Annotated in this window: 11 protein-coding genes; 1 reads left to right on the top strand and 10 read right to left on the bottom strand. The window is 65.1% G+C overall.

Annotation, left to right across the window (positions count from 1 at the left end; translation table 11 throughout):
- Nucleotides 1–283: 283 nt before the first annotated feature.
- Nucleotides 284–673 (top strand): DUF4345 family protein, encoded by a 390-nt coding sequence (locus tag OU800_RS19530; RefSeq protein WP_268179003.1) that lies wholly within the window; start codon nucleotides 284–286, stop codon nucleotides 671–673.
- Between the two features lie 962 nt (nucleotides 674–1,635).
- Here OU800_RS19530 and trmA read toward each other — a convergent pair.
- The 10 genes from trmA to OU800_RS19480 all read right to left on the bottom strand — a co-directional run bounded on the left by trmA (nucleotide 1,636) and on the right by OU800_RS19480 (nucleotide 14,363).
- Nucleotides 1,636–2,724 (bottom strand): tRNA (uridine(54)-C5)-methyltransferase TrmA, encoded by a 1,089-nt coding sequence (gene trmA / locus OU800_RS19525; RefSeq protein WP_268179002.1) that lies wholly within the window; start codon nucleotides 2,722–2,724, stop codon nucleotides 1,636–1,638.
- A gap of 291 nt (nucleotides 2,725–3,015) precedes the next feature.
- Complete coding sequence (locus OU800_RS19520; RefSeq protein WP_268179001.1) at nucleotides 3,016–4,305, bottom strand: NCS2 family permease; 1,290 nt, start codon at nucleotides 4,303–4,305, stop codon at nucleotides 3,016–3,018.
- Nucleotides 4,306–4,515: 210 nt separating this feature from the next.
- Nucleotides 4,516–5,538 carry a bifunctional DNA-binding transcriptional regulator/O6-methylguanine-DNA methyltransferase Ada gene (ada, locus tag OU800_RS19515; protein ID WP_268179000.1) on the bottom strand — a complete coding sequence of 341 codons (1,023 nt, stop codon included), beginning with the start codon at nucleotides 5,536–5,538 and terminating at the stop codon, nucleotides 4,516–4,518.
- 301 nt (nucleotides 5,539–5,839) lie between these two features.
- A complete protein-coding gene (locus OU800_RS19510; protein ID WP_268178999.1) occupies nucleotides 5,840–6,808 on the bottom strand; it encodes a peptide ABC transporter ATP-binding protein in 969 nt (322 codons plus the stop codon).
- Nucleotides 6,808–7,764: an ABC transporter ATP-binding protein gene (locus tag OU800_RS19505; RefSeq protein WP_268178998.1), complete on the bottom strand. Its 957-nt coding sequence runs from the start codon at nucleotides 7,762–7,764 to the stop codon at nucleotides 6,808–6,810. The genes OU800_RS19510 and OU800_RS19505 overlap by 1 nt, the downstream gene beginning before the upstream one ends.
- Before the next feature lie 192 nt (nucleotides 7,765–7,956).
- Nucleotides 7,957–8,859: an ABC transporter permease subunit gene (locus OU800_RS19500; RefSeq protein WP_268178997.1), complete on the bottom strand. Its 903-nt coding sequence runs from the start codon at nucleotides 8,857–8,859 to the stop codon at nucleotides 7,957–7,959.
- A gap of 129 nt (nucleotides 8,860–8,988) precedes the next feature.
- Nucleotides 8,989–9,999 carry an ABC transporter permease subunit gene (locus OU800_RS19495; RefSeq protein ID WP_268178996.1) on the bottom strand — a complete coding sequence of 337 codons (1,011 nt, stop codon included), beginning with the start codon at nucleotides 9,997–9,999 and terminating at the stop codon, nucleotides 8,989–8,991.
- Between the two features lie 184 nt (nucleotides 10,000–10,183).
- Nucleotides 10,184–11,785 (bottom strand): ABC transporter substrate-binding protein, encoded by a 1,602-nt coding sequence (locus OU800_RS19490; RefSeq protein ID WP_268178995.1) that lies wholly within the window; start codon nucleotides 11,783–11,785, stop codon nucleotides 10,184–10,186.
- Between the two features lie 44 nt (nucleotides 11,786–11,829).
- Nucleotides 11,830–13,428 carry an ABC transporter substrate-binding protein gene (locus OU800_RS19485; protein ID WP_268184382.1) on the bottom strand — a complete coding sequence of 533 codons (1,599 nt, stop codon included), beginning with the start codon at nucleotides 13,426–13,428 and terminating at the stop codon, nucleotides 11,830–11,832.
- Nucleotides 13,429–13,649: 221 nt separating this feature from the next.
- Entirely contained in the window at nucleotides 13,650–14,363 is a 714-nt protein-coding gene (locus tag OU800_RS19480; RefSeq protein ID WP_268178994.1) for an SIMPL domain-containing protein, read from the bottom strand.
- Nucleotides 14,364–14,401: the final 38 nt, after the last annotated feature.

Here is a 14,401-nt window from a genome sequence, read left to right as displayed (position 1 = left end):
CGTCCTTTATGGTTTTCGGCTAGGTGCGGCGCAGGGCCGCTTCACGGTGTTGCGTGGGGGCTCCTGGAGGCAGGTGGCAGAATGCACTCGACAGGAACTGAGGGGTCACGCTGGAGGCGTACTACGGACTTCTCGCGGGCAGGCATGTCGACCTCCTTGTCGAGTACGGTTACACCCTTAGGTGTAGATCACCCTGGCGAAAGTGCAATCGAGCCAAGCTTGGTGCAGGGCATGGCGATTTTCGTCGTATGCTCTGTGTCTCAACCGAACGAGGAGTCCTGGCATGCTGTTCGCCCGAATCGTATTGACGATCCAGATCGTCGTCCTCGCCGGCCTGGGACTGGCCTACTTCATTCGCCCCGAGGAGATGGCCAGCTTCAGCGGCGCGCTGCTGATGGGCAATGCCGCGGTGACCGAGGTGCGCGCCTATTACGGTGGCCTGCAACTGGGTCTGGCGGCCTACCTGGCGATGGCGCTGACGCGCCTGGATCTGCTGCGCCCAGCCCTGATGCTGCTGGTCTTGCTCTATGCCGCGCTGGCCCTGGCACGTGTCGCCGGGCTGTGGCTGGACGGCGGTGCGCAACAGACCTTCAACCTCACCGCGCTGCTACTGGAGGTGGTATCGGCTGGTTTGGCCTGGTGGGCGTTGCGCGGCATTCGGCGCGAGGGCTGATTAGCCTCCGGGCGGTAGGGGATGCTGGACAAAGAAGGTTCTTCGCGGAGTCTCGGGAAAATCAGTATTGGGACGGGACTGGCGAGTTTATGTGTGGCTCGTTGGTTGTTCGGGTGCCTGTTCCGAATTGCCGTGTTTTTGCTGATGTTTTTGGTTTCGCCCTCCCGGGCGAGTCACTTTTGCAGGGCAAAAGTAACCAAAACCCTCCGCCCGGTCATCCGGCCCTCGCTGCGCGAGGGTTCGCTCACTCCATCGTCGCTCCAGAGGCCCGCCGCGGTGGGCCATCCCTGGCCCATCGCGGCTTTCGCGGCATCCATGCCGCTCAACCTCTTCCACGACGATTCCGTTCGCCCTCCTGGGCGGGCTCTGCACGCGCCTGAACCTGAGGTAACCCAGAATTAGCGTGGAGTGCTTGAACATGGGTCAGCCTTAGGGCTGACCGGGATGCCGGCTGAAAGCCGGCAAGCTATTCAAGCGAATGAAACTACGCGAATGAAAGTTTTGGTTTAACCCGGCGGCCACGTCATGGTTCCACCGTTACCAGAGCACGCCGGGCATGCCCGGAACCAATGTACGTTCAGGCGCGCTAACTCCCCCTTCAGGAGGCCGAACGTAGGCATTGCGCAGGGGGCGAGCGGCATGGATGCCGCGAGAGGCTTAAAGGGCCAGGGATGGCCCTTGTAAGCCGACCCCGGAGCGGTGCCGGAGTGAGGGGAGTCGAGCGAAGCGAGACCCGGATGGCGGGGGTGCGTTTCTTTTGCTTACTTTTCTTTGCGCAGTTCAAAGAAAAGTGAGTCGCCCGAGGGGGCGAAACCCGGAATCTCTGAAGACACCTAAAGCGGCGTCTAAACCACCAACACAGACCAACAAGACCACACAAACTTGCCCGCCCAGTGTCAATCGGCCAGGTTGTGTAGCCCGGATGCAATCCGGGGATTTCCACGCGACCAGGTTCCCGACACTCAGCGTCTTTCCAGCAGCACCCCGGCTTCCATATGGTGGGTGTAGGGGAACTGGTCGAACAGGGCGCTGCGCGTCACCTGGTGGGTGTCGGCGAGCTGGGCGATGTTGGCGGCCAGGGTCTCCGGATTGCAGGAGATGTACAGAATGCGCTCGAAACGCCGGGTCAGCTCGCAGGTGTCCGGATCCATCCCGGCGCGTGGCGGGTCGACGAAGACGCTGCCGAAGTCGTAGCTCTTCAGGTCGATGCCGGCCAGGCGGCGGAACGGGCGCACCTCGTTGAGCGCCTGGGTCAGCTCTTCGGCGGACAGGCGCACCAGCTCGACGTTGCTCACGCCGTTGTCGGCCAGGTTGGCCAGGGCCGCGTTCACCGAACTCTTGCTGATCTCGGTAGCCAGCACACGGCGCACGCGGGTGGCCAGCGGTAGGGTGAAGTTGCCATTGCCGCAGTACAGCTCCAGCAGGTCGTCTGCGCGCTCGCCGAGCACCTCATGGGCCCAGCCGAGCATCTTCTGGCACACCACTCCGTTGGGTTGGGTGAAGGCGCCCTCCGGCTGGCGGTAGCGGAAGCTGCGCCCGGCCACACTCAGTTCTTCTTCCACGTAATCGCGGCCGATCACCAGGCGTTGCCCTCGCGAGCGGCCGACCAGGCTGACGTTCAGTTCGGCCGCCAGGCGTTCGGCCTCGGCCTGCCAGGCCGCGTCCAGCGGGCGGTGGTAGGCCAGGGTGATCAGCGCATCGCCGGCCAGGGTGGTGAGGAACTCCACCTGGAACAGCTTGAACGACAGCGCCTCGCTGGTCTGCCAGGCGGCGCGCAGACGCGGCATCAGCTCGTTGATGCGCCGGCTGGCGATGGGGAAGTCGTCCAGCAGGATCGGCGTGTGCTTGTCGCCCGGGGCGAACATCGCGTAGTGGCGCTGGCCGTCTTCACGCCACAGGCGGAATTCGGCGCGCAGGCGGTAGTGTTCGCGCGGCGAGTCGAACACCTCGGGCTCGGGTGCTGCGAAGGGTGCCAGCAATGCGACCAGGCGGGCCTTCTTCTCGGCGAGTTGGGCGTCGTAGGTGGCGGGGTCGAATGCGGGGCGGCTCATCGGTCACTCATGCAGGCTGAAAAACGGGGCGCCATTGTAGCGGAGGCGATGGTCGCGTGCCTGGGGTTGCTCGTCGGCGGCGCGCAAGCCCCTGAGTCGTAGGGTGGATGACGCTTTTTTCATCCACCCTCTGCGTGGCCGGAAAGAAGGTGTTGGTGGACATGAAAAACGATGTCCACCCTACGCCTGGCGCTACGAGCGGCCAGCGTCCCGATCCGCACAGATGTAGGGTGGGCCGGGCAGCGATCCGCTTCAGCCCACCGATACCTGCGATGACATGAGCGCCTGCCTTCAGAACAGCGACAGCTTGATCACGCAGAAGATGGCCAGCGCCACCAGCATGCCGTTCAGTTCGCGGAAGCGCCCGGCCAGGGTCTTGGCGGCGACCCAGGTGATGAAGCCGAAGGCGATGCCGGTGGCGATGGAGTAGGTCAGCGGCATGGCCAGCGCGGTGACCACCACCGGGGCGGCGACGGTGATGTCGTCCCACTCGATCTCGGCCATGCCCGAGGCCATCAGCACGGCAACGAACAGCAGCGCCGGAGCGGTGGCGAAGGCCGGTACGCTGCCGGCCAGCGGGGCGAAGAACAGGGCGAGGAGGAACAGCACGGCGGTGATGATGGCGGTCAGGCCGGTGCGCCCGCCAGCGCTTACGCCCGCCGCCGATTCGATGTAGCTGGTGGTGGTGCTGGTGCCCAGCAGCGAACCACCGAGGGCGGCGGTGCTGTCGGCGATCAGCGCGCGGCCCATCTTCGGCAGGTGGCCGTCCTTGCGCATCAGCCCGGCTTTCTTGGCCACGGCGATCAGGGTGCCGGAGTTGTCGAACAGGTCGACGAAGAGGAAGGCGAAGATCACGCTGATCAGGCCCACGTCCAGTGCGCCGGCGATGTCCAGTTGCAGGAAGGTCGGGGCCAGCGACGGCGGCATCGACACCAGGCCGCCGAACTGGCTGACGCCCAGCAGGATGCTCAGGCCGGTGACCACCAGGATGCTGATCAGCACCGCGCCGGTCACGCGCAGCGCTTCCAGGCCGATGATCAGGAAGAAGCCGAGGATCGCCAGGATCGCCTGCGGGCTGGCCAGGTTGCCGAGGCCGACCATGGTCGCCGGGTTGGCGGCGACGATACCGGCGTTCTGCAGGGCGATCAGCGCCAGGAACAGGCCGATACCGGCAGCGATGGCCGAGCGCAGCTCGAGCGGGATGCTGTTGATGATCCATTCACGGATCTTGAAGATCGACAGCAGGAAGAACAGGCACGCCGAGAGGAATACCGCGCCCAGTGCCACTTGCCAGGTGTGGCCCATACCCAGTACCACGGTGTAGGTGAAGAAGGCGTTGAGGCCCATGCCCGGTGCCAGGGCGATCGGGTAGTTGGCGATCAGACCCATGACCACGGAACCGAAGGCTGCGGCCAGGCAGGTGGCGACGAACACCGCGCCCTTGTCCATGCCGGTCTCGCCGAGGATGCTCGGGTTGACGAAGAGGATGTAGGCCATGGTCAGGAAGGTGGTGACCCCGGCCAGTACCTCGGTACGCACGTTGGTGTTGTGGGCTTGGAGTTGGAACAGTCTTTCCAGCATGTGGGGCTCCCCGGTGCGCGAGCGCGCGGCAATGGTCAGAATCCAAGCAAAGCACATCCACCAGAATGCGCCTCGAACAGGCTTGGTTCCGCGAAAGCCGCGCATCATAGCAGCAAGATTTTTTCCGGTGAATTTATGACCAGGCGGACAGCTTACTACCCGTGAGTCGCGGCTCTGCGCGGCCTCAGGTCAGCACCTGCCGAGCCACTCTCAGGCGCCTTCCTGCTCCAGCAATTGTCGCTTGCGCGCCAATCCCCAGCGATAGCCGCCGAGGCTGCCATCGCTGGCCAGCACACGGTGGCAGGGCAGCAGCAGGCCTATGGCATCGCTGGCGCAGGCTCGGGCCACGGCGCGGGGATGGCTATCGAGTTGCTTGGCCAGTTCGCCGTAGCTGCGCGTTTCACCGCTAGGGATGCGCTGCAGGGCCTGCCAGACGCGCTGCTGGAAGGCCGTGCCGCGAATGTCCAGCGGCAGGTGGGCGGCGCGCTCGGGTTCTTCGAGTTGCGCCAGCACCTGTTGCAGCCAGGCCTGCAGGCCCTGGTCGTCCCACTCCAGATGGGCGGCGGCGAAGCGTTGTTGCAACTCGCTGTGCAAGGCCTCGGCGCTGTCACCGAAGAGCAGGGCGCAGACGCCCTTGGCGCTGCTGGCGAGCAGCACCAGGCCCAGCGGGCAGGGGGCGATGGCATAGCGCAGGTGTTCGCCGGCACCATGTTGGCGGCGCTGGCTGGGGCTCAGGGCCTGCGGCTTTTCGTACAGGGCACGGGTACCGGAATAGCCGGCGGCCAAGGCTGCCTGCAGCACGCTGGGCGAGCCGGGCAACTGCGCCTCGAGACGCTTGCGCCGTTCGGCGGCTGCCCAGGCTTTGGGGGTGAGCCCGGTGCGCGCCTTGAAGGCGCGGGCCAGGTGCGACGGCGACAGGCCGATGCGCGCGGCCAGTTGCGTCAGGGTCAGGCGTTGTTCGCCGCGCAGCAGCTCACAGGCAGCCGCGACCAGGGCATCGAGCTGCTGCGCCGGACTCTGGCCCTGCGGCGAGCAGCGTTTGCAGGGACGGAAACCAGCGGCTTCGGCACTGGCGGCGTCAATGTGGAAGCTGACGTTGTCGCGTCGCGGCCTGCGCGCTGGGCAATTGGGCCGGCAGTAGATGCCGGTGCTGTGCACGGCGAAGACGAAGCGACCATCGTGCTGCGCGTCGCGGTCGCAGACGGCCTGCCAGCAGCGATCCGGGTCGAGCATGGCGCGCGCTCCATTTAATGACGATAGCTGGATTGTCCTGCGCGCTTCGCCGTCTGCCAATCCGTATCGCGCTTTCAAACCGAATCGTGGCGTGATCGGTAGGAGGGGCTTTAGCCGCGAGTTTTTTGTCGCGGCTAAAGCCCCTCCCACGGGGTCGTGTTGTGCTGATCGATTGGCGTCAGGCTAGGGTTTCTCGCTGAAACCGCTCCCAAAGCAGAAAGATGCCGAGCACACCTGACCGGTAGGAGCGGCTTCAGCCGCGAAAAGGGCTGGCACCGCGCCGCGCAGCAATACTCACGTGTCAGACGATCCGCTCGACATGGTGGCAAGCCACCTGGCGGGCATCGATCAGCCTCAGCTCGGGGCGCTCGCTGCTGCAGCGCTCGTCGGCATGCGGGCAGCGCTTGTGGAAGGCGCAGCCCGACGGCGGGTCGAGCGGGTTGGGCAGCTCGCCGCTGATCTTCACCCTGGGCTTGTTCGGGTCGGGGTGAATCGCCGGCGTCGCCGACAGCAAAGCACGGGTGTAGGGGTGCAATGGCCGGCTGTACAGCGCTTCGGCCGGGCCCATTTCCGCCGGGCGGCCGAGGTACATCACCAGCACCTCGTCGGCGACATGGCGCACCACGGCGAGGTTGTGCGAGATGAACACGTAGCCGGTGTCGAACTGCTCCTGCAGATCCATGAACAGGTTGAGCACCTGGGCCTGGATCGACACGTCCAGCGCCGAGGTCGGCTCGTCCGCCACCAGCACCTTGGGCTGCAGCATCATGGCGCGGGCCAGGGCGATGCGCTGGCGCTGGCCGCCGGAGAACATGTGCGGGTAGCGCGCGTAGTGCTCGGGGCGCAGGCCCACCTGCTGCATCATCGCCTGCACCTTGTCGCGGCGCTCGGCGCGCGACAGCTCGGTGTTGATCAGCAGCGGTTCGGCCAGTTGATCGCCGATCTTCTGCCGGGGATTGAGCGAGGCGTAGGGGTTCTGAAACACCATCTGTACGTCGCGGCGCAGTTGCTTGCGCTCGGCCTTGCTGGCGCCGGCCACTTCGCGCCCGGCAATCTGCAGGCTGCCGGCGCTGGGCTGCTCGATCAGGGTCAGGGCACGGGCCAGGGTGGACTTGCCACAGCCGGACTCGCCGACCACCGCCAGGGTCTTGCCGGCCGCCAGCGTGAAGGACACGCCATTGAGTGCCTGCAGCGTGGCTGCCGGTTTGAACAGGCCGCGCGAAACGCTGTAGTGGCGGGTCAGCTCACGGGCTTCGAGTACGTTGCTCATCAGGCCACCTCCAGGGGAAAGAAGCAGCGCGCGGCGCCACGGGCATGTTCGTCCAGCGTCGGGCGTTGCTGGTGGCAGCGCTCCTGCACGTAGGGGCAGCGCGGCGACAACAGGCAGCCCAGTGGGCGGTCATAGCGGCCGGGGACGATGCCGGGCAGGGTGGCCAGGCGGCTGGCACCTGCGCTGTGTTCCGGGATGGCTTTGAGCAGCGCCTCGGTATAGGGGTGGCTGGGGGCGTCGAACAGGGTCGGCACCTGGCCCAGCTCCACCGCTTGGCCGGCATACATCACGCAGACGCGCTGGGCGGTCTCGGCGACCACTGCCAGGTCGTGGGTGATCAGCACCAGGGCCATGCCCTGGTCGCGTTGCAGGCTCAGCAGCAGCTCCATGATCTGCGCCTGGATGGTCACGTCCAGCGCCGTGGTGGGCTCGTCGGCGATCAGTAGTTTGGGCTCGGCGGCAATCGCCATGGCAATCGCCACGCGCTGGCTCATACCCCCGGAAAGCTGGTGTGGGTAAGCGTCGAGGCGGCTGGCGGCAGCGGGAATTTCTACCCGCTCCAACAGCTCCAGGGCGCGGGCGCGTGCCGCCTTACCCTTGAGGCCGAGGTGCTGGCGCAGTACTTCCTCGATCTGGAAACCCACGGTGTAGCTGGGGTTGAGGGCGGTCATGGGATCCTGGAAGACCATGGCCAGATCCTTGCCGACGACTTGCCGGCGCTGCCGGCCTTTCAGGCGCAGCATGTCGGTGCCGTCGAACTGCATGCAGTCGGCCTGGACGATACCGGGGGCATCGATCAGGCCCATCAGCGCCATCATGGTCACCGACTTGCCGGAGCCGGACTCACCGACTATGGCCAGCACCTCGCCCTTGTCCACGCTCAGGTCGAGGCTATCGACCACCGGCATGGCGGAGCCGAAGCGTACGGACAGATTGCGGATATTCAGCAGGCTCATGGGCGTGCCTCCAGGCGTAGGGTGGACGACGCTTCACCCGTCCACCGTCGTGCGTTCAGGGTGGATGAACAGAGCGTCATCCACCCTACGGAGCGGCGAGGTATTGGCATCACTGCAGAGGTAGGGTGCGCCGTGCGCACCGAGAATGCTCCGGATTGCATCCGGACTATGCGGTTACTCATTCCGGGCTCCTCATTGCGCATTCTTGAGTTTCGGGTCGAGCGCGTCGCGCAGGCCATCGCCCATCAGGTTGATCGCCAGCACGCTGAGCAGGATGGCTTGGCCGGGCAGTGTCACCACCCACCAGGCGCGTTCGATGTAGTCGCGTGCCGAGGCCAGCATGGTGCCCCACTCGGGTGTCGGCGGTTGCACGCCAAGGCCGAGAAAACCCAGGGCGGCGGCATCGAGAATGGCCGAGGAGAAGCTCAGGGTGGCCTGCACGATCAACGGCGCCATGCAGTTGGGCAGCACGGTGACGAACATCAGCCGTGGCAGGCTGGCACCGGCCAGTTTCGCGGCGGTGACGTAGTCGCGGTTCAGCTCGCTCATCACCGCGGCGCGGGTCAGGCGCACGTAGGACGGCAGCGAGACGATGGCGATGGCGAAGATGGTGTTGATCAGCCCCGGGCCGAGGATGGCGACGATGGCCACCGCCAGCAGCAGCGAGGGCAGGGCCAGCATGATGTCCATCAGGCGCATGATGCCGGGGCCGAACAGGCGCGGGAAGAAGCCGGCGACCAGGCCCAGGAGGATGCCGGGGATCAGCGACATCAGCACCGAGGCCAGGCCGATCAGCAGTGACAGGCGTGCGCCATGGATCAGCCGCGAGAGCATGTCGCGGCCCAGCTCGTCGGTGCCGAGCAGGAACTGCCATTGGCCACCTTCCAGCCACACCGGCGGGGTGAGCAGGAAGTCGCGGTACTGCTCGCTGGGGGCGTGCGGTGCGACCCAGGGGGCGAACAGCGCGCAGAACACCAGCAGGGTCATGAACGCCAGGCCGCCGAGGGCACCGGTGTTTTGCGCGAAGGCCTGCCAGAACTCCTTGAGCGGCGAGGGGTAGAGCAGGCTCTGGTCGATAGTGGTGGCGGTGGTCATGGGTATGCCCCCTCCATGAAGATGAACTTGGTAGGGTGCGCTGTGCGCACCGAATGTTGACCCACAATCATGGTGCGCACAGCCTGGGCGGCCCCGCGACACCCTACGAGACGATTCATCACGCCTTCCTTACTTCTGATGACGAATACGTGGATTGGCCAGGCCATAGAGGACATCCACGGTGAAGTTGACCAGGATCACCAGGCAGGCGATCAGCAGGATGCCGTTCTGCACCACCGGGTAGTCGCGGGCGCGGATGGCTTCGATCAGCCATTGGCCGATACCCGGCCAGGAAAAGATGGTTTCGGTCAGCACCGCGCCGGCCAGCAGAGCGCCGACCTGCAGGCCGAACACGGTCAGCACCGGGATCAGCGCGTTGCGCAGGCCGTGCACGAACACCACCCGCGCCGGCGACAGGCCCTTGGCCCGCGCGGTGCGGATATAGTCCTCGCGCAGCACTTCGAGCATGGCCGAGCGGGTCATGCGGGCGATCACCGCCAGCGGGATGGTGCCGAGCACGATGGCCGGCAGAATCAGGTGACGCAGGGCATCGGTGAAGGCGCCGGGCTCGTCGGCCAGCAGGGTGTCGATGAGCATGAAGCCGGTCACCGGCGGGATGTCGTAAAGCAGGTCGATGCGCCCGGAAACCGGCGTCCAGCCCAGGTTCACCGAGAAGAACATGATCAGCAGCAGGCCCCACCAGAAAATCGGCATGGAGTAGCCGGTCAGGGCTATGCCCATCACTCCGTGATCCAACAGCGAGCCGCGTTTGAGCGCGGCGACCACGCCGGCGATCAGGCCCAGAGTGCCGGCGAACAGCAGGGCGGCCAGGGACAGTTCGAGGGTGGCCGGGAACAGGGTGATGAACTCGTTCCAGACGCCCACGTTCGAGCGCAGCGATTTGCCCAGGTCACCCTGGGCGAGTTGGCCGATATAGTCGAGATACTGCGCGTACAGCGGCTTGTTCAGACCCAGGCGCTCCATGGCCTGGGCATGCATCTCGGGGTCGACGCGACGCTCGCCCATCATCACTTCCACCGGATCACCGGGAATCAGGCGGATCAGCGCGAAGGTCAGCAGGGTGACGCCGAAGAAGGTGGGGATCAGCAGCCCCAGGCGTCTGGCGATGAATGACAGCATCAGGCGGTTCTACTCCATGACGGTATGTACGCACCGGGCTGCATGGCTCGGCGTTGTTTTGGGCATTGCGTAGCCCGGATGCAATCCGGGGCATTGGTGGATCGGTATGCGCCTCGTGGGAGGCGCTTCAGCGGCGATAGGTTCGCGGCTAAAGCCCCTCCCACAAAGGCTTGGCGCGGACGGCTCACTGCAGCTTCACCCGAGCGAAATTGTTCGAGCCCAGCGGGCTGAGCACGAAGCCCTCGATGCCCTTGCGGATGACTGCGAACTGCTTAGGGTGGGCCAGGGCAATCCACGGCGCCTGCTCATGGAAGATCGCCAGTGCCTGGCGATAGAGTGCGGCGCGTTTGCTCTGTTCGGGCTCCTGGCGCGCCTGGGTGATCAGGGCATCGAAGGTCTCGTCGCACCAGCCGGCCTGGTTTTCGCCACTTTCGGCGGCGGCGCAGGACAGGTTGGGGGTGAGGAAGTTGTCCGGGTCACCGTTGTCGCCGGCCCAGCCCATGAATACCAGGTCATGCTCGCCATTCTTGGCCCGTTTGATCAGTTCGCCCCACTCGAACACACGGATGTCGCTCTGAATGCCGACGGCGGCGAGATCGGCCTGCAGCATCTGCGCGCCGATGCCGGGGTTGGGGTTGGTCGGGCCACCGCCTGGGCGGGTCCAGATCGACAGCTTGAAACCCTCGCCAAGGCCGGCCAGGGCCAGCAACTGACGGGCGCGCTCGGGGTCGTGTGGCCAGTCCTGCAGCGTCGGGTCGCTGCCCCACAGGGTGCTCGGATAGGGCGCCACGGCCGGCGTGGCGTTGCCTTCGCCGAACTGCGCGCGAACATAGGTGGCCTTGTCGAAGGCCAGGTTCAGCGCCTGGCGCACGCGCACGTCATCCAGTGGTGGGTGGCGGGTGTTGATGCCGATGTAGGCGGTCAGCAGCGAGTCCAGCTCCAGCACCTGCAGGCGCGGGTCGCGTTTGAGTTCGGGGATGTCTACCGGGCGCGGGTACAGGGCGACCTGGCAGTCGCCGGCCTTGAGCCGCTGCTGGCGCACGTTGGGCTCGGGGGTTATGGCCAGCAGCAATCGCTTGATCTGGGGCGGGCCGTCCCAGTAGTCGGGGTTGGCGCGAAAACGCACCTGGGCATCCTTGGCATAGCGCTCGAAGATGAATGGGCCGGTGCCGATTGGCTGGCTATTGAGGCGCTCGGGCGTGCCGACGGCGAGTAGATGATCGGCGTACTCGGCCGAGTAGATGGAAGCGAAACCCATGGCCAGATTGGCCAGGAAGGGCGCTTCCGGATGCTTGAGTACGAAGCGTACGCGGTGCTCGTCGAGCTTGTCGATGCGCTCGATCAACTGCGCCAGGCCCATGGCCTCGGCGAAGGGAAAGCCACGTGGCGACAGCTTGTGCCAGGGGTGGTTGGGGTCGAGCTGGCGCTGAAAGCTCCACAGCACATCGTCGGCGTTGAAGTCTCGGCTCGGGGTGAAATCCGCGTTGCCGTGAAACTTCACTCCCTGGCGCAAGGTGAAGATGTAGCTCAGGCCGTCATCGCTGATCGTCCAGCTCTGCGCCAGGGCCGGGACGATCTCGCTGCTGCCGGGAGCGAAGGCTACCAGGCGCTCGAACAGGGTTTCCGCCGAGGCATCGGCGGTTACTGCAGCGGTGTACTGGACGATGTCGAAGCCCTCGGGGCTGGCTTCCGTGCACACCACCAGGCTGTCGCTGGCAGCCAGCACGGGCCCGGTAAATAGCGCGGCCAGCACCAGGCCGGCACGTAGAAAAGGCAGGGTTGGCATGGGAACTCCTCAAGACGGCGCCCTCACGGGCGCCGCACGCATCACTACTTGTCGATGCTTACGCCGTAGAAGGAGTTCAGCGCGAAGGGACTGATGCGGAAGTCATGCACTTCCTTGCGCATCGGCTGGTACACAGTGGAGTGCGCCAGCGGGGTGATGGGCACCTCGCGCTTGAGGATCACCTGCGCCTGCTGGTACAGCTCGGTGCGCTTGTCCACATCGGTGGTGCGCTTGGCGGCCTTGACCAGCTTGTCGTAGTCCTCGAAGCACCACTTGGAGAAGTTGTTGCCGTCGACCGCATCGCAGCCGTAGAGGGTGCCGAGCCAGTTGTCCGGGTCACCGTTGTCGCCGCTCCAGCCGATTAGCATGGCGTCGTGCTCGCCGGCCTTGGCACGCTTGAGGTACTCGCCCCATTCGTAGCTGACGATGCGCGCCTTGATGCCGATCTTGGCCCAGTCGGCCTGCAGCATCTCGGCGATCTGCTTGGCGTTGGGGTTGTACGGGCGCTGCACCGGCATGGCCCACAGGGTGATCTCGGTGCCTTCCTTGACGCCAGCGGCCTTGAGCAGCTCCTTGGCCTTTTTCGGATCGAAGGGCGGATCCTGGATGTCTTCGTTATACGACCACTGGGTCGGCGGCATGCCGTTGACCGCCAGTTGCCCAGAACTCTGGTACACCGCGTTGAGGATAGCCGGCTTGTTCACCGCCATGTCCAGCGCTTCGCGCACTTCCAGCTTGTCCAGCGGCGGGTGGGTGACGTTGTAGGCGATATAGCCGACGTTGAAACCGGCCTGCTCGGGCATCTGCAGGTTGGCATCCTTCTTCAGCGACTCGATGTCCGCCGGGCGCGGAAACAGGGTGACATGGCATTCGCCGGCCTTGAGCTTCTGCATGCGCACCGAGGCGTCGGTGTTGATGGCGAAGATCAGGTTGTCGATCTTCACGTCCTCGGGTTTCCAGTAGTCCTTGTTACCCTTGTAACGGATCACCGCGTCCTTCTGGTAGCGGCTGAACACGAAGGGGCCGGTACCAATGGGCTTCTGGTTGATGTCGGCGGCCTTGCCAGCCTTGAGAAGCTGGTCGGCATACTCGGCGGACTGGATCGAGGCGAAGCTCATGGCCAGGTTCTGGATGAAGGCGGCATCCACCTGGTTGAGGGTGAAGCGCACGGTCATGTCGTCTAGCTTCTCCACCTTGGCGATGTTGCTGTCCATGCCCATGTCGGTGAAGTAGGGGAACTCGCTGGGGTAGGCCTTGCGGAACGGATGATCCTTGTCGAGCATGCGCTCGAAGGTGAACAGCACGTCGTCGGCGTTGAATTCGCGGCTGGGCTTGAAGTAGTCGGTGGTGTGGAACTTCACCTCGGGGCGCAGCTTGAAGGTGTAGATCAGGCCGTCGTCCGAGACTGTCCAGCTTTCTGCCAGGCCGGGCTGAACCTTGGTGCCGCCGCGCTCGAACTGGGTCAGGCGGTTGAAGATGGTTTCCGCCGAAGCGTCGAAATCGGTGCCGGTGGTGTACAGGGCCGGATCGAAGCCGGCGGGGCTGCCCTCGGAGCAGAACACCAGGTTGGCGGCGCTGGCGAGGGGGGCGCTGGCAATCAGCCCAGCGGTAAGCAAAGCCTGGATAATGGCGTTCTTGCGCATCATGACCTCATCGTTTTTTTGCTTGTTGGCGAGGAGCCCCTTGTGAGGGCCTCCTGGCAAGCTATGCAGGGCATGTGCCTGAGGCAAGAGGCAGGCGGCGTTCAGCTCGGGTTGTGTGACGACTCTGTAACCCGTTGTCGCATTTATGAAAGAACAGCGGTGCCAGGTGGCAGAACGCCGCTATCGCTCGATAGCGGCGTTGCTTCGACATGGGGCGTGGCTCAGGGCATCTGCACTTCGATGACGCCATCGGCACTGACCGTGACCTGGCTGGTGCCAGCTTCGATCTGCGGCGTCGGCGCTGCGTCCATGCTTTCCAGGCCCTTGGCCGCGTAGGCGCGCATGGGCATCGGCGGTTGGAAACCGCCGGTATTGAGGCTCAGGCTGACCAGCTTGTAACCCTTGCCGCCGAGCGCCTCGGTGGCCAGTTGCGCGCGTGCCTTGAAGGCGTTGACCGCGTCCTTGAGCATGGCATCTTCGCGCGCCTTGCGGGTATCGCTGGCGATGCTGAAATCCATGCCGGCCATCTTCATCGATTGCAGCAACTCGCCGGTGAGGGTGGACAGGCGGGCGAAATCGGCGCTTTCCAGGCGCACTTCGGCGCGCTCGCGCCAGGCCGTGATCTTCTGCCCCTTGTCATCGTAGACCGGGTAACTGTTGCGGCTGCCCAGCTTGACCGCTACGCCCTTGACCTGGCGCGCCTGCTCCAGGGTCTTGTTGAGGGTGTTGGTGATCTCGGCGGCGAGCTTGGCCGGGTCGGTGTTCTGCGACTCGGTATAGAGGGCGACGTGCATCAGGTCGTGAGCCACTTCCTGATTGACCTCGGCGCGCAGGGATATCTGGTTGTAGCGCGCCTCGTCGGCGAACAGGGCGCTGCTGGCCAGGCTGGCGGCAGTCAGGGCGAGGGCGGTGGCGAGGCGGGTGATTTTTCGCATGAGACAGTTCCTTTTCAGTGGCCGCGATGGCCGTTTCC

The sequence above is a fragment of the Pseudomonas sp. GOM7 genome (genome assembly GCF_026723825.1).
Taxonomy (GTDB): domain Bacteria; phylum Pseudomonadota; class Gammaproteobacteria; order Pseudomonadales; family Pseudomonadaceae; genus Aquipseudomonas.
This window is presented reverse-complemented; position numbering and strand designations above follow the sequence as displayed.